This is a genomic window from Jatrophihabitans sp. GAS493 (assembly GCF_900230215.1).
Taxonomy (GTDB): domain Bacteria; phylum Actinomycetota; class Actinomycetes; order Mycobacteriales; family Jatrophihabitantaceae; genus MT45.
The window spans coordinates 631,799-655,873 of the sequence record NZ_LT907982.1; the positions used below are offsets into that span (position 1 = coordinate 631,799).

General features: G+C 68.2%; 19 protein-coding genes, 1 pseudogene and 1 riboswitch. Of the genes and pseudogenes, 15 read left to right on the forward strand and 5 right to left on the reverse strand.

The features are described from left to right. Nucleotides 1-42: 42 nt before the first annotated feature. A pseudogene (locus CPH63_RS23605) lies at nt 43-570 on the forward strand (DUF4157 domain-containing protein); the annotation flags it as partial. A 2,414-nt stretch (nt 571-2,984) separates the two neighbouring features. Beyond that, nucleotides 2,985-3,503 carry a YbjN domain-containing protein gene (locus CPH63_RS02880; RefSeq protein ID WP_096301490.1) on the forward strand — a complete coding sequence of 173 codons (519 nt, stop codon included), beginning with the start codon at nt 2,985-2,987 and terminating at the stop codon, nt 3,501-3,503. Here CPH63_RS02880 and CPH63_RS02885 read toward each other — a convergent pair. Then, entirely contained in the window at nt 3,496-4,500 is a 1,005-nt protein-coding gene (locus CPH63_RS02885) for an oxidoreductase (RefSeq protein WP_096301491.1), read from the reverse strand. The two genes, CPH63_RS02880 and CPH63_RS02885, sit on opposite strands and share 8 nt — an antisense overlap. A 68-nt stretch (nt 4,501-4,568) precedes the next feature. Here CPH63_RS02885 and CPH63_RS02890 point away from each other — a divergent pair, with 68 nt between their 5' ends. Continuing rightward, nucleotides 4,569-5,786 (forward strand): PLP-dependent aminotransferase family protein, encoded by a 1,218-nt coding sequence (locus CPH63_RS02890; protein ID WP_096301492.1) that lies wholly within the window; start codon nt 4,569-4,571, stop codon nt 5,784-5,786. A 33-nt stretch (nt 5,787-5,819) separates the two neighbouring features. Next, a riboswitch (cobalamin riboswitch) is annotated at nt 5,820-6,027 on the forward strand. A 29-nt stretch (nt 6,028-6,056) separates the two neighbouring features. Beyond that, nucleotides 6,057-6,713 carry a 5,6-dimethylbenzimidazole synthase gene (gene bluB / locus CPH63_RS02895; protein WP_096301493.1) on the forward strand — a complete coding sequence of 219 codons (657 nt, stop codon included), beginning with the start codon at nt 6,057-6,059 and terminating at the stop codon, nt 6,711-6,713. Here bluB and CPH63_RS02900 read toward each other — a convergent pair. Next, nucleotides 6,701-7,489: a DUF4328 domain-containing protein gene (locus tag CPH63_RS02900; RefSeq protein ID WP_157749235.1), complete on the reverse strand. Its 789-nt coding sequence runs from the start codon at nt 7,487-7,489 to the stop codon at nt 6,701-6,703. The genes bluB and CPH63_RS02900 overlap by 13 nt on opposite strands. A 39-nt stretch (nt 7,490-7,528) precedes the next feature. Between CPH63_RS02900 and CPH63_RS02905 the strand changes: the two genes are divergently transcribed. From CPH63_RS02905 to CPH63_RS02940, 7 genes are all read left to right on the forward strand, one after another. Continuing rightward, a complete protein-coding gene (locus CPH63_RS02905) occupies nt 7,529-7,999 on the forward strand; it encodes a GNAT family N-acetyltransferase (RefSeq protein WP_096301495.1) in 471 nt (156 codons plus the stop codon). 212 nt (nt 8,000-8,211) lie between these two features. Beyond that, nucleotides 8,212-10,869, forward strand: coding sequence for a glucosidase (locus CPH63_RS02910; RefSeq protein WP_096304903.1), 2,658 nt, complete (start codon nt 8,212-8,214; stop codon nt 10,867-10,869). A 10-nt stretch (nt 10,870-10,879) separates the two neighbouring features. Further along, nucleotides 10,880-11,368: a hypothetical protein gene (locus CPH63_RS02915; RefSeq protein ID WP_096301496.1), complete on the forward strand. Its 489-nt coding sequence runs from the start codon at nt 10,880-10,882 to the stop codon at nt 11,366-11,368. 237 nt (nt 11,369-11,605) lie between these two features. Then, on the forward strand, nt 11,606-12,199 hold the full coding sequence (locus CPH63_RS02920) for a TMEM165/GDT1 family protein (RefSeq protein WP_096304904.1): 594 nt from the start codon (nt 11,606-11,608) through the stop codon (nt 12,197-12,199). 93 nt (nt 12,200-12,292) lie between these two features. After that, a complete protein-coding gene (locus tag CPH63_RS02925; protein ID WP_096301497.1) occupies nt 12,293-13,534 on the forward strand; it encodes a D-arabinono-1,4-lactone oxidase in 1,242 nt (413 codons plus the stop codon). Between the two features lie 44 nt (nt 13,535-13,578). Further along, the gene (locus CPH63_RS02930; protein WP_096301498.1) at nt 13,579-14,139 is read left to right on the forward strand and encodes a PH domain-containing protein; all 561 of its coding nucleotides are present in this window, start codon (nt 13,579-13,581) and stop codon (nt 14,137-14,139) included. Then, nucleotides 14,136-15,761: a PH domain-containing protein gene (locus CPH63_RS02940; protein ID WP_197704545.1), complete on the forward strand. Its 1,626-nt coding sequence runs from the start codon at nt 14,136-14,138 to the stop codon at nt 15,759-15,761. Before CPH63_RS02930 ends, CPH63_RS02940 begins: the two co-directional genes overlap by 4 nt. Here the strand turns inward: CPH63_RS02940 and CPH63_RS02945 are convergent. Next, nucleotides 15,754-16,386, reverse strand: coding sequence for a TetR/AcrR family transcriptional regulator (locus CPH63_RS02945; RefSeq protein ID WP_096304906.1), 633 nt, complete (start codon nt 16,384-16,386; stop codon nt 15,754-15,756). The genes CPH63_RS02940 and CPH63_RS02945 overlap by 8 nt on opposite strands. A 128-nt stretch (nt 16,387-16,514) precedes the next feature. Between CPH63_RS02945 and CPH63_RS02950 the strand changes: the two genes are divergently transcribed. After that, complete coding sequence (locus tag CPH63_RS02950) at nt 16,515-17,417, forward strand: oxygenase MpaB family protein (protein ID WP_206745635.1); 903 nt, start codon at nt 16,515-16,517, stop codon at nt 17,415-17,417. Here the strand turns inward: CPH63_RS02950 and CPH63_RS02955 are convergent. Both CPH63_RS02955 and CPH63_RS02960 read right to left on the reverse strand, forming a co-directional pair. Further along, nucleotides 17,414-18,172 (reverse strand): SRPBCC domain-containing protein, encoded by a 759-nt coding sequence (locus CPH63_RS02955; RefSeq protein ID WP_096301499.1) that lies wholly within the window; start codon nt 18,170-18,172, stop codon nt 17,414-17,416. The genes CPH63_RS02950 and CPH63_RS02955 overlap by 4 nt on opposite strands. Before the next feature lie 116 nt (nt 18,173-18,288). Then, complete coding sequence (locus CPH63_RS02960) at nt 18,289-19,719, reverse strand: NarK/NasA family nitrate transporter (RefSeq protein ID WP_096301500.1); 1,431 nt, start codon at nt 19,717-19,719, stop codon at nt 18,289-18,291. A 257-nt stretch (nt 19,720-19,976) separates the two neighbouring features. Here CPH63_RS02960 and nirB point away from each other — a divergent pair, with 257 nt between their 5' ends. From nirB to CPH63_RS02975, 3 genes are read left to right on the forward strand one after another with little or no spacing between them, the layout of a single operon-like run. Next, the gene (gene nirB, locus CPH63_RS02965; protein WP_096301501.1) at nt 19,977-22,541 is read left to right on the forward strand and encodes a nitrite reductase large subunit NirB; all 2,565 of its coding nucleotides are present in this window, start codon (nt 19,977-19,979) and stop codon (nt 22,539-22,541) included. Further along, nucleotides 22,538-22,954, forward strand: a complete 417-nt coding sequence (gene nirD, locus CPH63_RS02970; protein ID WP_096301502.1) for a nitrite reductase small subunit NirD — start codon at nt 22,538-22,540, stop codon at nt 22,952-22,954. The genes nirB and nirD overlap by 4 nt, the downstream gene beginning before the upstream one ends. Further along, nucleotides 22,951-24,072, forward strand: a complete 1,122-nt coding sequence (locus CPH63_RS02975; RefSeq protein WP_241895791.1) for a uroporphyrinogen-III synthase — start codon at nt 22,951-22,953, stop codon at nt 24,070-24,072. The genes nirD and CPH63_RS02975 overlap by 4 nt, the downstream gene beginning before the upstream one ends. Nucleotides 24,073-24,075 lie beyond the last annotated feature (3 nt).

Genomic DNA, 24,075 nt, shown 5'->3' on the forward strand with positions numbered 1-24,075 from the left:
GCCCCACAGAACGTTGCCGTGTCCGCATTCGATGGGAGAACGATGTCCGGTCAGCACGCGACCAGATCCGCTGAGCCGTCTCACGAGCCGGTGCCGGCACCGGCTCGCCTGACGGTGGGGGCCGCCGACGACGTGGCCGAGGCCGACGCTGATCGACTCGCCGAGCAGGCGCTGAGCAACCTCGCGCAGCAGCCGGCGGTCGAGCTGCAGTTCGCCCCCGGCCGGATCTCCCGAGCCCATCAGCCGGCGCCGGCCGGCGGGGGCGCGGTATCCGGCGCGATCGGGCGGGCCGGCGGCGCATTGGACGCCGGAACTCAGCTGGGGATCGACAGCGCGCGGGGCTCCGGGCGGCCGCTGGAGGGCGAGGTTCGGTCGAGCATGGAGACGGCGTTCGGGGCGGACTTCTCCCGGGTCCGCATCCATGACACCCCGACCGCCAGCCGCATCTCGCGCTCCATCTCCGCCACCGCCTTCACCACCGGCAACGACATCTTCTTCAGCCAGGGCGCGTACCAGCCGCAGTCGCCGGAGGGGCAGCACGTTCTGGCCCACGAGCTCGCCCATACCGTCCAGCAGAAATCGAGTGGCATTCAGCGGCTCTGGCCCTTCGACAAGAGCGATGAGGATAAGACCAACGAGGCGGCGGCCAAGGCGAAGAAGAAGGCGCTGATCAAGGCACGCGCCGAGATGAAGGCCAAAGACGCCGCGGCCCGCCTGGAGGCCAAGCGCATCAACGAGACGACCAAGGCCGAGAAAGCGAAGATCGCCGGCAGCTACGCCGGCGCCAAGACCGCGAAGAACGACAAATCCGGCCAGCACAAGACGCTCGAACGGGACTTCCAGATGTACCTGGACCGCGAGCAGGCCGCCCGGGCGCAGGCCCGCCACGACATCACCGGTGGGGTCGGCACGGCGGAGAAGAACGTGGCCGCCGATCTGGCCGAGGAGGAGGCGGCCGATCGGGTCTGGAGCGGAGCCCCGGTGCGCATCCGAGCCTTCCGGCCGCTGCGCTTCGATGAGTTCGACCGGGCGTTGAACGAGGTTCGGCAGGTGGCCGCGCAGGGCCTGGCCGACGAACAGGGGGAGGCCGCGAGTCTGCTGGAGGCCAACGAGAAGGCCCACGGCGCGCCCCTGAAGCCGGAGAAGGCGGTCAAGAAGGTCAAGGAGAAGCGGCAGCTCGATCGGGCGCAGGTACGAGCCGCCGAAAGCAAGGGCCAGAACCCGATCGACGCGGCCGCGGCCGACATGCAGAAGGCCGAGGCCACAGCGGCGGCGAAGATCAGCAAGCGCCCGATGGGGGTGGGCGAGACCGAGCGGGCGAAGGCCGACGCAGCCCGCAAGGGACCGGAGGAGAAGTACGGGCCCAACGACGACCTGGAGGACGCCAAGACCTACACCGGCTACGCCGCAACGGCGGCCAAAACCGCCGGCGGAGCCACCAAGACCGGGACGAAGGGCGTGGTGCACGGCCACGTCGGCGGAGCCACCGAGGGACCACAGTCAGCGATCGCCGAGGTGGTCGGGGCGAGCGTCGCCGGCCTCGGTTATGTCATGGCGCTTATCTCCGACCTGCTGGCCTTCGCCGGCACGGTCACCGACATCAAACGGGGAATCGCCGATCCGGGCGCCAAGCTGCAGGCCACCCGCCAAGCCGTCGCCGTCGTCTCCGACGCCGCCTCCGTCACCCGGGCCGCCCTCTACTCAGCCCGCGAGGGCGTGCAGAACTTCGGCGGTGCGGCCACGGTGGCCACCGAGGCGGGCAGCGCGCTACCGATCGTCGGCTTGATCATCTCGGTACTCGCGGCCATCGACGACGCGCTGGAACTGGTGCCGCGCTCACAGCGCCTGGGCACCGGCCTGGAGTCGGTCGACGTCGCCGTGCTGGCCGGGAAGGCGCCGCTGGCCGCATCACTGGACCGGGTGAACTCCCGCAACGCCCAGCTGGTCGAGCAGTCCACCTTCTCGCTGGCCAAGAACTCCACCATGATCGGCCTGCACGTCGCCGAGATCGCCAGCGCCGGCGGCTTCGGCATCCCGATGGCGGCCAAGCTCGCCGTCGGCATCACCAGCCTGGCTCACTCGCTCGGGCACACCATCTACGACACCGTCGGTGAGAGTCGCTCGTCGGATGCGAAGAAGGCGTTCAGCGTCAAGCACGAGGAGGGCGCGTCCCGCAACGTCGTGAAATACGACATCGGCAGCTCGGTCGACATCGTGATCGTCGCCGCCCAGAAGCACAAGCTCGACTACGCAAGGAAGATCCTCCTCGAGTACGGGGTCACCGAAACCGAGATCACCTCGATGCGGCTGCACGAACTGCGCGAGAAGGTGCTCGACGGGCTGGAGGCCGAAGGCGATCCGAAGACGGTCAAGGAGAAGATCGACGAGGCGAAGGAGTCGATCTCCGAGACCCTCGGCATCGAGAAGAAGCCGACCGGGCAGAAGAAGGAGGAGAAGTCGACCCTGGCCAAGGTGGTGGCCGCGCCGGTCGCCGTCGGCTCGGGTATCGCCGCGCTCCCCGGGATGATCGGGACAGCGCTCACCGACGTCAAGCACAAGCATTCCGAGGCCAAGGAGCTCGTCGATGCCAAGAACAAGCTGAACTACGGCGGCAACAGCGGTCGGGGCATCGGCGCCCGGGCCCAGCACATGGTGCGGGACAGCAAGAAGATCGAGAAGTCCTACGCCAAGGTTCGCTTCGACCTGGCCGCCGACGGGGCGGACGTCGAGACGCTCCCCCGCACGGCGGAGGACAAGAAGAAGCGGGCCAAGGTGGCGGCGGCCAAGATCGAGACGACGAGCCAGGGCGGGGCCCGCAAGATCGACCCGGCCTTCATTCAGCGGGTGACCGACGCCAGCGACGTCGAGCTCTTCACGATCTTCGAGAGCATCGACCGGAAGGACCCGCTCATCGTGCCGAACCTGGAGTTCCTCGAGTACGAAGCCACCCGGCGCTCGGCCGAGGTCAAGAAGAAGGCGAAACGATGAGCGGCCCGAAGCCACTTCACCGACCGTTACGGAGTTCGGCCGAGCGGGTCTACCTCGACAACGGCTGGCCGGCCACGGCGATGGAGGATGGCACCGGCTTCACCCTCTACATCGAGGGCAGCGAGAACGCCTGGTCGGCACTGGCCCTCACCGACGACGAGTCGTCCAGCTTCGCCTTCTATTCGCTGTCGCCGGTGGACGCCGCCCCGGCCGACCTCGACCGGATGGCCGAGTACCTGCATCGGGCCAACCTCGGGCTGCTCAGCGGCACCTTCGAACTCGACTACGACAGCGGTGAGGTGCGCCTGCGCAGCGGCCTCGACTTCGCGACGCTCTCCCCAGAACTGCTGGCCGACGACGCCGTCCTCGACTCGATCCTGCTGGACCTGTCGGCGGCCAACGTCGGCACCTTCGACCGCTACCTGGTCGGGTTGGTGGCGATCACGCTGGGCAGCGGCGATCCGGCCGACATCATCCGGGAGATCGAGCAACCGGAGCCCGACGAGATCAGCTGAGGATCTGCTCCGCCTGGAACCGCGCGATGAGCTCAGCCTCGCGCTGTGGGCTCAACCCGGCCTTGCGGGGACGGGTCAGACCGGCCGTCTGCTCCCAGGCCAGTGTGTCGGTCAGCTGTTCGGCGATGGAGCGATGACGCAGTCCAGCCGCCGTCGCGGCCGCGCCGGAGCGGGCCGCGAAGCCACCCCAACCGGGCTCGACGATCCACATCGGGATCGACTCCTCACCCATGAACTCCTCGACGCCCTGTTCGACCAGCCAACTGCTGGGAATCGACACGACCGGGCCGGAATGCCCTCCGATTGCGCGCGACTGCGCGATCCACTCCTGAAACGGAGTCGTCGCACCGACCGCGTTGAAGGTTGAAGTGAGTCCACTTTCGGCACCAGCCAGCAACCAGGCGGCGAGGTCACGGACGTCGATGGACTGGGTCGGGGCGTCGGGCGCATCCGGCACCAGCATCGGCGTCTGCCGATCGCGGGCGGCCCGGGCCACCCAGTACCCGGTGCGGTCGGAGTGGTCGCCCGGCCCGCCGATCAGGCCGGCCCGGGCGATCAGCAGCCGATCGCCGACGGCATCGCCGCAGGCCAGCTCGCAGGCCGCCTTCGCCGCGCCGTACTCGGCCCGGGTCACGACTTCCAGGTCGGTTGCCGGGAGGATGGGCGCTGACTCGTCGGCCCCGACCTCGTCGTGTGTGGCATAGACGCTGGCCGAGGAGACGTAGCTCCAGTGCCGGGCCGTCGGCGCGATCGCGGCCAGCGCAGCCCGGACGAAGCCGGGCTGCCAGGAGACCTCGAAGACCGCCCCCCACTCCCGTCCGCGGAGCGCGTCGTAGGCATCCGGGCGACTCCTATCGGCGGTGACGAGCTGCGCTCCGTCGGCCACCGATCCGCTCTCACCGCGAGCCAGGCAGGTGACGGAGTGGCCCCGCCGCAGCGCCGCCGCGGAGATCTCGCGCCCCAGCCAGGCGGTCCCGCCGAGCACCAACACGTCCATACCTGGCACTAAACCAGCCCTCGATAAAACGGTCGAGCATCGATCGCTCTCCGCGTAATGTCCCGGCCATGAGTCAGCCGACGACAGCCACCGCGCCACCCGGGCCGCCACCCGTCTTTGCCCGGCGGATCGCCGGGGTGGCCAGCTCACCGGTGCGCGAACTGCTGGCGCTCATCGCCCGTCCGGGGGTGATCTCCTTCGCCGGGGGACTTCCGGCGCCGGAGCTCTTCGACCTGCCCGGGCTGCGGGATGCCTTCGCCACCGCGCTCAGCGACGACGCCGGACGCCGCAGCCTGCAGTACGCCCCGACCGAGGGCAACCATGAACTCCGCGAACTCGTCGCGGCACGGCTGACCGACCGCGAGCTTCCGACCGCCCCTGAGCACCTGCTGGTCACCACCGGCTCGCAGCAGGCCCTCACCCTGGTCGCCACCGCACTCCTCGACCCGGGCGCGGTGGTCGCCGTCGAGGAGCCGACCTACCTGGCCGCGCTGCAAAGCTTCCAGCTGGCCGGTGCCCGCATCGTCCCGGTGGCCGGCGACCGCGACGGGATCCTCCCCGACGCGCTGGCCGCGGTGATCCGGCGCGAACGCCCGACGCTGCTCTACCTCGTGCCGACCTTCGCCAACCCGACCGGCCGCACCCTCACCGCGCCCCGACGTAGGGCGGTCGCCGAGCTCGCCGAGGCGCACGGGCTGTGGGTCGTCGAGGACGACCCGTACGGGGAACTGAGGTATGCCGGTCAGCGGCTGACCCCGCTGGCCGCCGAGCCCGCGGCCGCCGGGCGGGTCGTCTATCTCGGGAGCTTCTCCAAGGTCGGCGCTCCCGGTCTGCGACTGGGGTGGCTGCGGGCACCGGCCGACCTGCTGGCCCGCCTCACCGTGGTGAAGCAGGCGGCCGACCTGCACACCTCGACGGTCGACCAGGCGGCGGCCGCGGCCTACCTGCGCACGCACGACCTGAACGCTCATATCGAGACGCTGCGCACGGAGTACCGACGACGCCGGGACGCGATGACGGCGGCGCTGCCGCGAGTGCTTCCACCCGGCTCGGAGTGGAGCGAGCCGGACGGCGGCATGTTCGTCTGGGTGCGGCTGCCAGGCGCCGTGGACGCCGCCGCGCTGCTGCCGGTGGCGTTGAGCCACGAAGTCGCCTTCGTCCCCGGTGCGCCGTTCTACGCCGCTGAGCCGGATCCGGCCACCCTGCGGCTCTCCTTCACCGCGCACACTCCGGGCGAGATCACCGAGGGCATGCGGCGCCTGAGCCGGGTCTTCGCCGGCGTCTAGGGCAGGGGCTACGCTCTGGGCGGCAACACATGCGAGGTGCTCAGCCACCGCGGTGCAGCGATGTAGCGCAGCGGCCGAGAGAATCGGGAAGCCGGTGCGAATCCGGCACAGAGCCCACTGCGGTATTCGGGGAGTTGCCGGCCGGCGCGCGAGCGCAGCCACTGGGCCTCACGGTCTGGGAAGGCGGCCGGTGGATGGCGATCCGAGAGTCCGAAGACCGGCCTCGCAGAACTGGTCGCAGCGCTGCGACCCGACAGTGGGAGTTCTGCAATGCCGTTACCCGTAAGCCTTCCCCAGCAACCGACGACCGACCTGTACGACGTGATCAACCGCCGCCGCGACGTGCGGGCCCAGTTCACCGGCGAACCCATCCCGGGCGAGGCACTGGAGCGAATTCTGGGGGCCGCGCACGCCGCCCCGAGCGTCGGTATGACCCAGCCCTGGGACTTCATCCTGGTCCGCGACCAGGGGCTGCGCCGCAGCTTCCAGCAGCACGTCGCGACCGAGCGGGACGTCTTCAACTCCACGCTCAGTGACGTCGACGCCCAGACCTTCGCCCGGATCAAGGTCGAGGGCATCCTGGAGTCGACGCTCGGGATCGTCATCACCTACGACGCCGACCGCGGGTCGCCGGCCGTCCTCGGACGCCACGCTATCGCCGACGCCGGCCTCTACTCGACCTGCCTGGCCATCCAGAACCTCTGGCTGGCCGCGACGGCCGAGGGGCTGGGGGTCGGCTGGGTGTCGTTCTACCGTGAGCCGTTCCTACAGCAACTGCTGGAGATCCCGGCCGGTGTGCGTCCGGTCTGCTGGCTCTGCGTCGGGCCGGTGACCCACCTCGAGGAGGTGCCGGACCTGGAGCGTCTGGGCTGGCGGTCCCGGCGCCCGGTCGCCGACGCCATCCATCTGGATCGCTACACCGGCTGACCGGCGCCGATCCGTTCGGCGTGTGTCTGCCCGGACGCGGCGACTAGGAGGCGCCCAGTGCGGGCTGTGAGTACGGGGATGGCGCAGAGGAGCAGGGCGAGGATCACCGCGGTCGATGTGGAGAAGATCGCCGCCACAAAGATCGGCAGCAGTGCGAACGACTGCCCGAGCCACCCGGCCCACCACCAGCCAACCAGAGCTCGCTTGGGATGGCCGGGTGGGAAGAGGTCGGCGACGGATTGGTACGGAAACCAGTACTGGATGATCGGGATGATGAAACCGAGAACGCCCCAGATGGGCGAGCGGCGGGCCGGTAGCCCGGCACGCTGAGCGAAGACGGCCGACCGGTATAGCCAGATCATGAAGATGATCTGGACGGCGAGGGTGGCGACACCGAGCAACTCGACCCCGCCGAAGAGGAGGAAAACCCGCGACGCATGGCCGTCGAACGGGTCGGCGGCGGTGCCGTCGGTGTAGACCTGGCCCTGACTGATGGCCGTGCGTACCCCGTCGAAGAGGTAACCCATCGCCACCGCGACCAGGACGAAGGTGAGGCCGTAGATGGCCGGAGCGGCCATCAGGGCCCGATCGACCCACCGGGCGGCCTGGGTCTCGCGGGCCAGATCGGCCTGCGGATTGCCGGCCTGCGGATTGGGGAGGGTGTGGCCGGTCCACGAGATGCCGTCCCACCACCGCAGCAGTCCGACCTGCGCCGGATCGGGGTACCAGCCGGCCATCATCGGCACAGTCTCCCCCATGCTCGAGACATCAGCCACCGCACCGACCCGGAGCACCCGGCGGCCTAGGGTTTCGGTATGACCGACGAATTACCGGTGATCCGCCCAATCCGTCCCACTGAAATCGATCAGATCCTACAGTTCTGGAGCGTCGCCGCCGAGGACGCGCACCGCCCGCCGGACAGCCGAGATGCCGTGGAGCGGCTCATCGTCCGCGACCACGGTGCGCTGCTGGTCGCGGTCGAGCCTGATGCCACCGCCGGCGCTGGCGCCGCCGCCGGCACGGTCACCGCCGAGATCATCGGTTCGGTGATCGCCGGCTGGGACGGCTGGCGCTGCCACATCTACCGGTTGGCGGTCGCCCCCACCCGGCGCGGAGCCGGTCTCGGGCGGGCCCTGCTCAGAGCCGCCGAATCGCGCTTCCTCGAGTTCGGCGGCACCCGCGCGGATGCGATGGTGCTAGACGCGAACACCCTCGGGCAGGCCACCTGGTCAGCCAACGACTACCGGCGCCAGCCAGAGTGGTCGCGCTGGGTGAAGCCGTTGTGACCCGTCTCCGACTTCGTGCCGTGGCGCGGCCCGATGCCCCTCGCGCTACCCGTTGCGACGGGGACAGGGAAGGTTTTCGTCACCCCGAAACGTGGGTGACACGTGCGGGACGGCAGAGTTAGCCCGTGAGCACCTCCCAGTCCGCGAACGCGACGGCCTCCGGCAAGTCGCAGTCCCATCCCGACTCCCCCACCGTTGCGAGCAGCCAGCATCTGAGCGCCGAACACGCCCGGCTGGCCGAATCCCCGTCGGCCAGCGGCCCGTGGCGGCTCTGGGGTCCGTACCTGGCCGGACGCCAGTGGGGAACCGTCCGGGAGGACTACTCCGCCGAGGGAGACCCGTGGTCGTCGTTCACCTTCGACCAGGCCGTGGCCCGCAGTTACCGCTGGGGCGAGGACGGGCTGGGCGGCATCTGTGACCGCTTCGGCTTTCTGAACTTCTCCGTCGCCCTCTGGAACGGCAGGGACCCGATTCTCAAGGAGCGGCTCTTCGGCCTCACCAACTCCGAAGGCAACCACGGCGAAGACGCCAAGGAGTACTGGTGGGCTCTGGACGGAACCCCTTCGCACAGCTGGATGAAGTGGCTCTACCGCTACCCGCAGGCCGAGTACCCCTATCAGCAGCTGCGCGAGGAGAACGCCAAGCGCGGGCGCAATGAACGCGAGTACGAGCTCGGTGACACCGGCATCCTCGACGGTGACCGGTTCTTCGACATGACGGTCACCTACGCCAAAGCCGCCCCGGACGACATCTGCGTCACCATCACGGTCACCAACGAGGGTCCGGAGTCGGCCCCCCTGGACGTGCTGCCGCAGCTCTGGTTCCGCAACACCTGGGCCTGGGGGCGGGACACTCGCAGCGGACGCATCGATCAGCTCCTCCCACCCACCCTGGCCGTCGGCGGGGTGGAGGCCGTCGAGACCACGCACGGCTTCCTCGGCCGCTACTTCGTCGCCGCCAAGGGCAGCCCGGAGGTGCTCTTCTGCGAGAACGAGACCAACTCCGTGGCCCTCTTCGGGGCGAAGGCCAATCGGACCAAGTTCACCAAGGACGGCATCAACAACCGGATCGTCAACGGCGATACGAAGGCGGTGAACTCCCTCGGCGAGGGCACGAAGGCCGCCTTCTGGTACCACTTCGACGCCATCGAACCGGGCGAGACGGTGAGCATCGAGCTGCGCATGTCGCAGAACGCCCCGGACGAGTTCACCTTCGGCCCCGGCTTCGACGCGGTCAACCGCGACCGGCTGGCGGAGGCCGACGAGTTCTACTCCACCGTCATCCATCAGGGCATGAGCGCCGATGACTACCACGTGGCCCGGCGCGCCTACGCCGGCCTGCTCTGGGGGAAGCAGCTTTACCGTTACGACGTCGAGCAGTGGCTGGAGGGGGATCCGGTCGGCGCCCACGCCCCGGATGCCCGTCAGGGTAAGGGTGGGCGCAACACCGGGTGGCGGCACATGTCGCTGGCCGACGTCATCTCAATGCCTGATGAGTGGGAGTACCCCTGGTTCGCCGCCTGGGATCTGGCCTTCCACGCCATTCCGCTGGCCCACGTCGACCCCGAGTTCGCCAAGGAGCAGCTGGTACTGATGTGCCGGGAGTGGTCGATCCACCCCAATGGGCAGCTGCCGGCCTACGAATGGGCCTTCGGTGACGTCAATCCGCCGGTACACGCCTGGGCGGCCTGGCACGTCTACCGCATCGACGGCTACCGCGACCGCGACTTCCTGATCCGCGTCTTCACCAAGCTGCTGCTGAACTTCTCCTGGTGGGTTAACCGCAAGGACTCGACCGGTTCGAACCTCTTCGAGGGCGGGTTCCTCGGCATGGACAACATCGGCCTCTTCGACCGCTCGGCGCCCCTGCCGCCGGGGTATCGCCTCGAGCAGTCGGACGCGACGAGCTGGATGGCCTTCTACTGCCAGCAGATGTTCAAGATCGCCATCGAATTGAGCCGCAGCGACCCGGCCTGGGAGGATGCGGCGACGAAATTCCTCGAGCATTTCCTCTGGATCTCCCGGTCGATGAACGACTTCGGTTCGCAGGGCTCGTCGCTCTGGCACGAGGAGGACGGTTTCTTCTACGACGTGCTGGTCGACCCCGACGGCAACGCCCAGCCGATGCGGGTGCGTTCGATGGTCGGGCTGCTGCCGATCCTCGGCGCCACCGAGGTGCCCTCCTGGTTGGCGCTGGAGTGCCCGGACGTGACGGCCCGGCTGCGCTGGCTGCAGCGGCGCCGGCCGGAACTGGTGGGGCCGCTGCTCTCCCGCTCCGGGCCCGGTGGGCGTCAGATGCTCCTATCTTTGTTGAACCCTGAGCGTCTGCGCCAGATCCTGAGCCGCCTCTTCGACACCGACGAGTTCCTCTCGCCGTTCGGGATCCGGTCGCTCTCGGCCGCGGCGAAGGAGAGGATCACCGCCGAGGTGAAGGGCGAGAGCCAGTCGATCGAGTACGAGCCCGGCGAGTCGCGGACGGCGCTCTTCGGAGGCAACTCGAACTGGCGCGGACCGGTGTGGTTTCCGGTGAACGTGCTGCTGGCCGACAAGCTGCGAACCTACGGACGGCACTTCGGCGACTCCTTCAAGATCGAGATCCCGACCGGCTCCGGCGACTGGAAGACCCTTATCGACGCGGCCGATCTCATCGACTCCAGCCTCACCGCGCTCTTCCGTCCAACCGACGGGCGGCGACCGGCCGACGGCGAACGGATCGAGTCGAGCAAGAGCCCGCTCTGGAGCCAGCACCCCACCTTCAGCGAGTTCTTCGACGGCGACACCGGCGAGGGTCTGGGGGCGACCCACCAGACCGGGTGGACCGCGCTGGTCGCCCACCTGCTGAATCCCAGACTCCCGGCCGACCCTCGGTAACGTGTAGCCGGTGCCCGACTTCATCGAATGGTGCGGCTTCCTCGGTGCCTGGCTGCTCGTCGCCGGGGCGCTCTACCAGGCCGTCCTGGAGTTGCGGGATCAGGACATCCGCCGCGACGAGCTCATCGAGGCGTCGGCCAAGATCCCGCCACCGCCGCCCGTCTCGGCCTGGTGGTGGCTGCTGCCGCCGGCACATTTCTGGCTCACCCGCCAGCGCCGCGAAGCCAGCCGGCAGCAGGTGATGGCGCAACTCCCGGACGAGATCATGGATGGCCTGATCGACTTCATGAACAAGGCACGGGGCTGGTTCATCGTCGGCTCGGGTGGATTCCTCATCGCCATCGCCGAGACGTGGGATCTGACCGAGAAGTACGAATGGAACGACTGGACCTTCTGGGCGATCGTCGTCGTGATGGCGTCGCTCTGCATCTTCCATTCGATCTACGTGGTGGCCCGCTCCGAACGGGCCCGTAAGCACCATCACAGCAAGGCAGCGTGAAACCTCGGCTAAGCTGCATAGGCGAAGGGGAGTAGTCCCCAATCTGGCAGGTCGACATGCTGGCGCTACCGCGCCCGGCCGCCAGGCCCGTTCGACCGGCCGCCAGGCTCAGTACCTGGTCAGTAGGTCGGCTCCGGGTGGACGAGACCTTCGGTTCTAGCCAGTTGTCTTCCAAAGGCTAGGCCGAAGCGGGCTGTCCGGCTCACCTCGGTCCTGCCGCGACCGAAAGTGATCGACGTGAATTTCGCAGTAGTAGCAGTTGTGTTCGGCATCGTGCTGATCGCCGAGCTCCCCGACAAGACCATGTTCGCGTCGCTGATGCTCGGCACCCGCTTCGCCGCCCGGTGGGTCTTCATCGGGGCGGCGGCCGCCTTCCTCGTCCACGTCATCATCGCCGTCACCGCCGGCAGCCTGCTCGGGCTGCTCCCGCACCGCATCCTCGAGTTCATCATCGCCGCGCTCTTCCTGGCCGGCGCGATCTTCATGTGGCGTGAGTCCCGCAGCAAAGAGGAGGGCGAGGAGGAGGCCGCCGCCGCGAAGCCCGGCAACGGCACCGCGTGGGCGGCGATCGCGAGCTCCTTCGGCGTCATCTTCATCGGTGAGTGGGGCGACATCACACAGATCGCCACGGCCAACCTCGCCGCCAAGTACCACGACGCGCTCTCGGTCGCGGTCGGGGCCACGCTCGGGCTCTGGACCGCCGCGCTGATCGCCATCACCGCCGGCAAGACGCTGCTGCGGATCATCTCGGTGCAGCTGCTGCACCGCGTCGGCGCGGTCATCTTCCTGGGGTTCGCGGTCTTCTCCCTGGTCGAGGCCTTCCGCAGCTAACCCCCTCCCGCTCCGCTTTTGGCACACCTGCAGGGATTATCCCTGCAGGTGTGCCAAAAGCGGGGGGTGGAGAGGCGGGGGTAGCGTCGGGTGATGCCGTACAACTGGGCTCGTAACGTTCGGTTCACCCCGTCTGACGTGCAGCGGCCCGCCTCCCTGGCCGAACTGCAGTCCCTCGTCGCCCGCGCCGACCGCGCACACGCCCTCGGCAGTGGACACTCCTTCAATCGACTGGCCGACACGACCGGCGAGCTCATCTCCGTGGCCGACCTGCCGCAGTTCATCGCGATCGACGAGTCGACGATGACGGTCTCCACCAGCGCCGGCATTCGCTACGGCGCGCTCGGCGCCCACCTGCATGGACGGGGTTTCGCGCTGCGCAACCTCGCCTCCCTGCCGCACATCTCGGTCGCAGGGGCAGTGGCGACGGCGACCCACGGCTCGGGGGTGACCAACGGGAACCTGGCCTCGGCCGTCCGGGCCCAAGAACTGGTGCTGGCCGACGGGAGCATCCGCACCATCAGCCGCAGTGACGCGGAGTTCAACGCCACCGTGGTCGGGTTGGGGGCCCTCGGAATCGTCACCACCCTCACGCTGGAGATCGTCGATACCTTCGACGTCCGCCAGTACGTCTACGACGACCTTCCGTTCCCGACCTTCTACGAGCAGACCGAGACGATCCTGGGCGCCGCGTACAGCGTCAGCCTCTTCACCGACTGGCAGTCTCGGCGTTTCAACAATGTCTGGCTGAAGCGACTGGCCGACGACGTCGTTCCCGATCCGACCAGCTGGATGGGTGCGGCACTGGCCGACGGACCGCGACACCCGGTGCCGGGGGCCGATCCGCGGGCCTGCTCTCAGCAGGGTGGGGTAGCCGGGCCCTGGCACGAGCGCCTTCCGCACTTCCGGCTCGAATTCACGCCTAGCAACGGCGACGAGCTGCAGTCGGAGTATCTCCTGCCCCGCGCGCTGACCCGGCCGGCCGTGCAGGCGCTGGAGGCGATCGCACCGCAGATCGCCCCCGCGCTGATGATCTGCGAGATCCGCACGGTGGCGGCCGACGAACTCTGGCTGAGCACCAGTTACGGCACTGACAGCTGCGCGCTGCATTTCACCTGGCGTCCGGACGCCGAGGCGGTAGCCGTCGCGGTTCGGGCCATCGAAGCTGCGCTGGAGCCGTTCGCCCCCCGTCCGCACTGGGGGAAGGTCTTCAGCCTGCCCCCGGCGACGCTGGCCGGCCGCTACGGGCGGTTCGCCGACTTCCAGCGGGTGAGGCGCGAATACGACCCGGCCGGAAAGTTCGGCAACGACACGCTCGACCATCTCCTGGGCTGACCGAGCTTGCAGGGGAGATCGGCGCTTGTGGCAGGCTGGTGGCGATGGCTGATTCTGCGGATACGACAACATCGGCTCAGCTGCAGTTGCGCGACCCCGCGCATCGAGTCAGCCCTCGGGCCAAACGCTTCTGGACGCTGCGCGCCCTCATCCCGTGGCTGGTCATCGTGATCGTCGAGGTCGTCATCGCGGTGGCGATCAAGGTGCAGCACCACGGCAGTGTCAGCGGCCAGCACTCGGCTCAGCGTGGTTTTCGCGTCATGCTGATCATCCTGGCGGTGACGCTGCTGGTGGCGACGGCCCACCTGATCGTGATGCCCCGCTGGCGCTACCGCGTCCACCTCTGGGAGGTCACCGACTCGGCCGTCTACGCCCAATCCGGCTGGATCACCCAGGAGCGGCGTATCGCGCCGCTGTCCCGGGTGCAGACGGTGGACGTCCAGCGCGGCCCGCTGGAGCAGTTGTTCAAGCTGGCCAACGTCACCGTCACCACCGCATCGGCCGCCGGACCGATCAAGGTCCACGGTCTGGACACCAAGACCGCCGACGATCTGGTGGCCCGACTGACCATCGCCACCGCGGCCAGCGTCGGGGATGCTACGTGACCGACGTGCCGCACCACGAGCCCGAACTGGTCGAGGCGCCGCCGGTCGAGGTGCCGCTGGTCGAGGCGCCGCTGGTCGAGGCGCCGCTGGTCGAGGTGCCGTGGCGGCGGCTCAGCTCCCGGATGCTGCTGGTCCATCCGGTCCGCGAGGTCGGGCGCTTCATCCCGATTCTGATCGGGATCGTGCTCTTCGGCGGCCACAACGGTAACGGCCACTGGTGGGGTTTGATCGGCGTCGTGCTGGTGATCGGCGCGAGCATCATGCGCTGGGCGACGACCAGCTTCCAGATCACGCCGGATCAGGTGCAACTGCGAACGGGCTTATTTCGAAAGCGCATTCTCACCACGCCGGCGGATCGGGTTCGCACCGTCGATGTCACCGAGCACGCGCTGCATCGGCTGCTGGGACTGGCCAAGGTCAGCATCGGCACCGGCATCTCGGACGAGAAGAAATCAGGCATGGTCCTCGACGGCCTGAGCGTATCCGAGGCACGTTCCCTGCGCGGGGAGCTGCTGCATCGCACCCGGGTCAGCCCGCAGAGTCCGGGCCGACCGGTGGCCACAGCGCCGGAGCCGTTGCCGGAGCGTGAGGACGAGCTGCTGCGCCTGGACCCGTCGTGGATGCGGTACGCCCCCTTCACCTTCTCCGGAGCCATCACCGGCCTGGCCATCGTCGGCGTCTCCTTCAACGCGCTCGGTCAGTCCGACGTCGACGCCAGCAAGATCCGGGCCGTGCAGGACACCTCCCGGCACCTGGAGCGTCTGCCACTGTGGCTCAGCGTCATCCAGGTGACGCTGAGCCTGCTGGCCGTCGTGGCGCTGCTGTCGATCATCGGCTATGTCCTCTCATTCTGGAACTTCCGGCTGACCCGGCATAGCGGCGGCACCCTGCAGGTGACCCGCGGACTGCTCACCACTCGCTCCACCAGCATCGAGCATCGGCGTCTGCGTGGCGTGGAGATCAGCGAGCCGATCTTCCTGCGCGCGGTCCGCGGCGCACGGCTGGTGGCGGTCGCCACCGGGCTGCGCATGGGACGGGGCTCGCAGCGGGGCGGCACCGTGCTCGCCCCGCCGGCACCGTCGCGGGTGATCGCAGATCTGGCCGGCACCGTGCTGGGCGAGATCGCGCTGCGCGAGGCGCAGCGAAACTCCTCGGGCACCGACGCGGCAACGGTGACCCTCGTGCCGCATCCGGCGCGGGCGCGCCGCCGGCGCATCAACCGGGCGATAACCCCGTGGCTTTTACTGGTGATTCTCCTCATCGTGCTCTGGGCTACCGCAGGCCTTCCGAAGTGGTTCGCGGTTGCGGCGGCCGTCGGCGCGCTGCTCGCCATCCCGATCGGGGTGGATCGTTACCGCTCGCTCGGGCACCGGTTCGTCGACGGATTCCTGGTTACCCGTTACGGCAGCCTGGTCCGGCGGCGGGTGGTGCTCGAGGCGGACGGGATCATCGGCTGGAACGAGCGGCGCACGTTCTTCCAGCGGCGGGCCAGGCTCGTCAGCCTGATCGCCACCACGGCGGCCGGCGGGCAGCACTACGCGGTGCCCGATCTGGCCCCGGAGGAATCCCTGCGGCTCGCTCGTCAGGCCACGCCTGGGCTGCTGGAACCCTTCCTCAGGTGACGCCTTGGCTGGTCCCGCCCTCGCTGGCCAGCCGCAGGCCGGCCAGCAGCAGCGCGACGCAGTAGTCCACCAGCTGCTCCCGGGTCACCTTCAGGGTGCCCTCCAGCCAGCCGATGAAGAGGTTAGACAGCGCGCCGATGAGCGCGCTCGCGCCCAGCTCCGCTACGTAGGGTGCGGTGGCCACCGTGTCGAGCTGGGCCCGGATCAGGCCTTCAAAGGTGGGCATCCGGGCCAGCCCACGCTCGCGCAGGGTGAGATCGGCCTGCGGCTCCAGCAGCAGGATGCGTCCCTTGCGCCGGTCATCGGCCAGCACCGCGACGAAGGCATCCACGGCGGCTCGAGCCACCTCGACCGGATTATCGTTCGGCTGCGCCACCGCCCGCGTCAGCGCCTCCGAGGCCTCATCGAGAACCTGGTCGTAGACGGCCAGCACTAGCTCGTCGCGGTTGGCGAAGTTCTCGTAGAAGTATCGATCGGTGAGCTTGGTGGCCCGGCAGACCGAGCGCACCGTGACGGCCTGGCTGCCTTCGGTGCCGAAGAGCTCCAACGCCGCCGCCAGCAGCGCGCTTCGCCGGCCGTTGCGACGCTCCTCAAGGGTCGTCCCGGCCCAGACGCTGCTGCTCACACCGCTGATCATCCCTTATCGGCCGGTGCGTTCAAGTCCGCCGGCGAGGTTGACGACGGCCGTCCTCATACCCTAGGTTGAGGACAGATGTCATCAGTTGCCACTGACGCCGACCCGTGGAGGCAGTTGTGCCGGAGTACCTTGGCCCCGATTCACTCACCTGGAAGCACTTCGGTGATTGGCGCGGCATGCTGCTCACACTCTGGGCCGGCTCGATGCAGAACATGCACCCGCAACTCGGCGCCGGAGTGGAGGAGCACTCGCACTTCTTCGACGAGCGCTGGGAGCGCCTCTACCGCTCGCTCTACCCGATCGGCGGCGTGGTCTACGACGGGCCCCAGGCGGCCGAGACCGCCCGCAAGGTGCGCGACTATCACCTGAATATCAAGGGGATCGACAAGGCCGGGCGCCCCTACAGCGCGCTCAACCCGGAGACCTACTTCTGGGCCCACACCACCTTCCTGCTCAGCAGCGTGCTGGTCTGCGAGTACTTCGGCACGCCGTTGACGCTGGCCGAGAAGGAGCAGATCTACGCCGAGGGTGTGCAGTGGTACCGCCTCTACGGCCTGAGCATGCGCCCGGTCCCGCCGGACTGGGCGAGCTTCATGGAGTACTACGACTACATGTGCCGCGAGGTTCTCGAGGACAACTGGGCCACCCGGGCCGTCCTCGACCTGAAGGCCATCGCCGCTCCGCCGAAATTGGCCGGACTCCCGGATGTCGTCTGGCGGGTGCTGCGCGGGCCGACGACCCGGCTGCTGCTCTGGATCACGGTGGCGGCCTACCCGGACTCGGTGCGCCGCCGCCTGGGCTATCGCTGGACGAAACTCGACGCACTGTTGTTCAAACTGGTGGGACGCTCGATCGCCCTCGGCTGGCACCTGGTGCCGCTCGATCGCCGCTACCACCCGCGGGCCGCCGCCGGTTGGCGACGTAGCCGCGAGCTGGCCCGCACCGGTGAGTTCACCGACGAGCCGCTGGTCGAATCACCGGCAATCTACGAGCCGAAGTGGGCGGGCACGCACATCTAGCGCATGTACATCAGGGAGCCGGGCGTGGTCAGGATCTCGCCCGTCTCCAGCCAGGTCTTCAGGCCGGAGAGGATCATCGGCCAGCCGCCGTAGACCTGCGAGTTGGCCCCTTCGCGCAGTTGATCGTGGGTCACGACCAGGCGGCATGAGTCGCCCACGGGCTCGATCTCCCAGGTAACCCTGGAGGTTCCCTCGGCTTTGACCTCATCGTCCCAGAGGCAGTTCATCGTCTGGACGAGCCGCCGCGGCGGGTCGACCTCCAGGTTCACCCCGTCGCCGAGGACGACGCCCGGCGCCCCGGGGTTGGTCATCTCCATGCTCGAGCCGACGCTCCAGTCGGAGGTGACCCGGTTGCCGAACTGGAACTTGCCGCGAGTCTCGCCATCGGTGATCGCCTCCCAGAGACGCTCGCGCGTGGTGCGAATGTAGATCTCGAAGATCTTCTCCATCGAATTCTCCAGTCTCGTCTTGAGGTCACTGAGCCCAGCGACCCATGTTTCTGAGTACTTACTGACCCATCGATCGTGAACCAGACGGATGGGAACCGCGTTCAGGTAGTGCAACTTCTCCCGACCCGCACGTCGGGTCACCACCAGCCCGGCCTCCTCCAGCACCTTCAGGTGCTTCATGACGCCGAAGCGGGTGATCCCGAAGCGCGCCTCGAGAGCACTGAGGCTCTGCCCGTCGGTCGTGAAGAGCTCGTCGAGCAGAGCGCGCCGAGTCGGATCGGCCAGCGCGCGAAATACCTCGTCCACATCTCGAACGATAGGTGACCATTTAGTCACATGTCAATGCCTGAGACGCGAACGATCCTGCAGATCGGGGGCTCTGGCGCCCGATCTGCAGGATCGTTGCTGAAGCGAACCGGGAGTCAGACGCCGGCCAGCCTTCCGCGGCGGGGTGCGACGTACACGCCGACGGTGAGCGCCGCGCAGATCAGGTAGTACACGATGAACGCCACGTAGGCCGCATTGCCGTTGTGATAGTTCAGGAACGACTGCCGGAAGGCGATGTTGACGAAGACACCACCGAAGGCCCCGATCGCCCCGGCCACCCCGATCAGCGCATTGGAGAGCCGGCGGGCGTCATGGCTGGCCTTCGCAGCCGTCACCCCATCGGCCACCAGCACATCGGACTTCGCCTTGAAAATAGCGGGAATCATCTTGTAGGTCGATCCGTTGCCGATGCCACTGAAGACGAAGAGCAGGATGAATCCGACGAAGAAGACCGGCAGCGACTTCTCGATTGAGGCAATCAGCACCACGAGCGCGGCCGCCGCCATAGCCAGAAAGTTCACCATCGTCGTGCGCGCACCGCCGACCCGATCGGCCAGCCAACCGCCCACCGGCCGGATCAGCGATCCGATCAGCGGCCCCAGAAAGGTCAGGTAGGCCACCTTCACCGGATCCACGGCGAGCTTATGGGTCGTCGCGTTCATCGACAGGAAGTGCGCCGGGAACTGGTTGCTCAGCACCTGCCCGAAGGCGAAGCCGAAGCCGATGAAGGAGCCGAACGTCCCGATGTACAGCACCGACATGACCCAGGTGTTCGGATCCTTGCAGACGTCACGCAAGGCGTGCTTCTCGTTGCGGACCTGGCTGAGGTTGTCCATGTAGAGCGCGGCACAGGTGGCAGCGATCACCACCAACGGGATGTAGACACCCAGAATGACCCGGGGATGTTCCTTGCCCGCCGTCGCCAGCACGAGCAGACCGACGAGCTGGACCACCGCGACCCCGAGGTTGCCCCCACCGGCGTTGAGGCCGAGGGCTGCGCCCTTGAGCCGCTGCGGGTAGAAGGCGTTGATGTTGGTCATCGACGAGGCGAAGTTGCCGCCGCCGACGCCGGCCAACGCGGAGAGCACCAACAGCTCGCCGTAGGTTGAACCCTCTTTCAGGAAAATCGCGGCACCGACGGTCGGGATCAACAGTGCGAGTGCACTGACGATCGTCCAGTTCCGACCACCGAAGCGGGCCACGGCCAAGGTGTAGGGAATGCGCACGCCAGCTCCGAGTGCGGTCGGCAGCGTCGTGAGCATGAACTTCTGGGCCGCCGCATCAGCCGGTACCTTGCTCAGCCCGTACTTGGGTCCGAGAAAGAGAACGAAGACCGACCAGAGACTCCAGATCGAGAATCCGACGTGCTCGCTGAAGATGCTGACCAGCAGATTTCTCCGCGCGATCGGGCTACCGGTTTCATTCCAGAACGTCGGATCCTCCGGGTCCCAATGGTCTATCCAGCGTCCCTTACGCTCTAGGGCAGCGGTACTGCCGGCGGGCGGCGCCTCGGTTGTCGCGGTCATCGATTGCTCCTCGTTTTGGGTGTGAGCAGACCGTCGCCAGCGGATGTTTCGAGTGTGTGTCCGGACCTGCTACGGGTGTAGAAAATTCCTCGCACAGGCCGCTCAACTGGCTGTGAATTCGGATATTTCCGGTGCTCACAACGGTGCTCCGAGCGCGTGAGCAGTACTTAGCAATTGGGAAATCCAGCTGTCGCCCGACTGCCATCGGGCACTGCGAGATTGTGACGTCGCACAGACGAAACCGGAGGAACCCACGAATGTCAGAGCAGCTCGCACCGCCGCAGATCAAGCGCCTAGTCGTCGTCGGCAATGGCATGGTCGGGCAGCGCTTCGTGGAGCGCTTCGCCGCGGCCGACGCCGACCGGGCCTGGATGGTCACGGTACTCGGCGAGGAGCCGCTCGCCGCGTATGACAGGGTCGCGCTCTCCTCCTTCTTCGACGGCAAGAGCGCAGCCGACCTCGACGTCGTTACCGAGGGTTTCTATGAAGATCCCGGCTACACCCTCGTCGTGGACGAAGAGGCGATCGATATCGACCGGGACGCCAAGGTCGTCAAGACACGCTCTGGCCGCAGCTACCCCTACGATGCTCTGGTGCTCGCGACCGGCTCCTACCCGTTCGTCCCGCCGGTGCCCGGGCACGACCTGGACAACTGCTACGTCTACCGCACCATCGCCGACCTGGAGGCGATCCGCGAGGCGGTGGCCGCGGCCCGCCAGCGCGGCGGGGGACGGTCGGCCGGCATGGTGGTCGGCGGCGGCCTGCTCGGGCTGGAGGCGGCGCATGCCCTGCGATTACTGGGCATCTCGCCGCACGTCGTCGAGATGGCCCCGCGGTTGATGCCGCTACAGGTCGACGAGGGTGGTGGCCAGCTACTGAAGGGGTTGATTGAGGATCTCGACGTCACCGTTCACCTCGGCACGTCAATCGCCAAGATCGAGCCGGATCGGACCCGCCTGCTGGCCACGCTGACCAACGGCACCGAACTCGACCTGGATGTCGTCGTCTTCTCGGCCGGTATCCGCCCGCGTGACCAACTGGCCCGCGACGCGGGTCTCGAGGTCGGGCCGCGCGGCGGGATAGCGGTCGATCTGGGGTGCCGGACCAGCGACGAGAGTATCTTCGCGATCGGCGAATGTGCCCTGATTGATGGACGAATCTGGGGTCTCGTCGGGCCGGGCTACACGATGGCCGAGGTTGCGGCGAGTCAACTGCTGGACTCCGGGGTGCCCGCCACCTTCACCGGCGGCGATCTCTCGACCAAGCTGAAGCTGATGGGCGTGGACGTGGCGAGTTTCGGCGATGCCCTCGCCGGAGCCGAGGGTGCTCTTGAGGTGGCGATCAGCAATCCGATCAACGGCACCTACGCCAAGCTGGTGGTCGACGACGCCGCCCAGACGATCCTCGGGGGCGTGCTGGTCGGTGACGCGTCCAAGTACGCCGCGCTCAAGACCATGGTCGGCCAGTCCCTGAACGGTGATCCGGTCGGGCTCATCAGCGACGTCGAGGGTTCCAGCGGTGGCCTCACGCTCTCCGATGACGCCCTTGTCTGCTCCTGTGAGAATGTCACCAAAGGCAGCATCTGCTCCTCGATCGTCGAGCAGGGTCTCACCGACGTGGCCGGGATCAAGGCCTGCACCAAGGCCGGCACCGGCTGCGGGTCCTGCGTGCCGCTGCTGAAGACTCTGCTGGCCGAGACCGGAATCGAAGTGTCGACCGCGCTCTGCGAGCACTTCGCCATGAGCCGGGCCGAGCTATTCGACATCGTCCGGGTTCGGCAGCTGAGGACCTTCAGCGAGATCGTCAGCGCACACGGCACCGGGCGTGGCTGCGACATCTGCAAGCCGGCGGTCGCCTCGATCCTGGCCAGCCAGAACAACGGGCACATCCTGGACGGCGAGCAGGCGGCGCTGCAGGACACCAACGACCACTTCCTGGCCAACATGCAGAAGGACGGCACCTACTCGGTGATTCCACGAGTGGCGGGCGGCGAGATCACGCCGGAGGGGCTCATCGTCATCGGCGAGATCGCCCGCGACTACGGCCTGTACACCAAGATCACCGGCGGCCAGCGAATCGACATGCTCGGCGCCCGCGTCGAACAACTGCCCGACATCTGGCGGCGTCTCGTCGAGGCCGGCTTCGAGTCCGGTCACGCCTACGGGAAATCGCTGCGGACGGTGAAGTCCTGCGTCGGCTCGGACTGGTGCCGCTACGGCGTGCAGGATTCGGTGACGCTGGCCATCGACCTCGAACTGCGCTACCGCGGCCTGCGTTCACCGCACAAGATCAAGGCCGGTGTCTCCGGCTGCGCCCGTGAGTGCGCGGAGGCGCAGAGCAAGGACATCGGCGTCATCGCGACCGAGCACGGCTGGAACCTCTACGTTGGCGGCAACGGCGGATTCCGACCCCGGCACGCCGACCTACTGGCCACCGACCTCGATCGCGAGACGCTGATCCGCACCATCGACAGGTACCTGATGTTCTATGTGCGCACCGCCGACCGGCTGCAGCGCACCGCGGGCTGGGTGGAGTCGCTCGGCGGCGGCACCGACGGAATCGCGTATCTTCGCTCGGTGATCATCGACGACAGTCTCGGCATCTGCGCCGACCTCGACGCGGCCATGGAGGCCCACGTCGGCAACTACGCCGACGAATGGCGCGGGGTGCTCGACGACCCGCAGCGGCTCAGTCGCTTCGTCTCCTTCGTGAACGCCCCGGGAACCCCCGACCCGACCATCTCCTTCCGCGAGGAGCGCGGCCAGATCCGCCCGGCCCCACAGACCCCACTGCTTCAGATCCTCGAAGGAGCCGTCCGATGAGCACAGCCACCGTCGTCGAGATCAGCGAACCCACGTCCGCCGCTGCCCCCTGGCAGCGCGTCTGCGAGTTGACGCAACTGCAGCCGGAGCGGGGCGTCGCCGCGTTGATCGGGCAGACCCAGATCGCGATCTTCCGCACCTACGACGATTCCCTCTATGCGATCGGCAACATCGACCCTTTCACCGGCGCCGCGGTTCTCTCCCGGGGCATCGTGGGTACCCGGGGCGAGCGCCCGACGGTAGCTTCGCCGCTGCACAAGCAGGTCTTCGACCTCGCGACCGGGCGTTGCCTCGACAACGACGAGGTCACCGTGGCCAGCTATCCGGTACGCCTGGCCGGATCGGTGGTGGAGGTCATGGTGGAGGTAGCGGCGCAGTCCACGGGCCGCGACGCCGAGCTGTACCAACCGTGACCTCGCCGTTGGCGCAGATCGCTCCGGTGCCCCCACTGGCGGGCTACACGGTGGCGGTAACCGCGTCGCGTCGGCGGCGGGAGTTCGGGGCGGCCCTTGAACGGCAGGGGGCAGCCGTCGTCTACGCCCCCGCGGTACGCATCATCCCGCTCTCGGACGACGCGCTGCTGCGCGAGGCCACCCTGCACTGCCTGGCCCGGGGGGTGGACATCGTGGTCGCCACCACCGGCATCGGCCTGCGCGGCTGGATCGAAGCGGCCGAGGGGTGGGGCATCGGCGAGCAGCTGCTCGACACCATCGGGCGCGCCGAACTGATCGCCCGGGGGCCGAAGGTCCGCGGTGCGGTACGGGTAGCCGGCCTAACCGAGGCGTGGGCTCCGGAGTCGGAGTCCACGATCGAGGTCCTCAGCCATCTCGGGCAGCGATCGCTGCACGGCAAGAAGATCGCGGTCCAGCTGCACGGGGAGCCGCTAGCCTGGTTCCTCGACGCGCTGCGCTCCCAGGGGGCCGAGGTGATCGAGGTGCCCGTCTACCGTTCCGTGCTGCCGGAGGATCGTGCGCCGCTGACGCGCCTCATCGGCACGATCGCCGCCCGCGGCGTCGACGCGGTCGCGTTCACCAGCGCGGCGGCCACCGCGAACCTGCTGAAGGTCGCCCAGACGATGCAGTTCAGCGAGGTGATCACGGCGCTGAGCACGGACGTGCTCGCCGCCTGCGTCGGCCCGGTCACCGCGGCGCCACTGACCGCGCATGGAATCACGGTGGCCCAACCGGAGCGGTTCCGCCTGGGCGCGCTGGTGAAGACCATCGTCGACGAGCTGCCGAAGTGGCGCGGCCGCAGTATCGTCTCGGCCGATCGAGCCATCGAGATCCGCGGACAGGCGGTGGTGGTGGACGGGAAGCTGCTGCCGGTGGGGGGCACCGGGATCGCCCTGCTCCGGCGGCTGGCCGACGAACCGGGACGGGTGGTTCCGCGCGAGGAGCTGCTCAACGCACTCCCCGGTGGCGGCACCGACCCGCACGCGGTCGAGGTCGCGATCGGACGGCTCCGGGCCAGCCTGAACGATCCGCGAATCGTGGAGACGGTCGTGAAGCGCGGCTACCGTCTCTGTAGCTGAAGC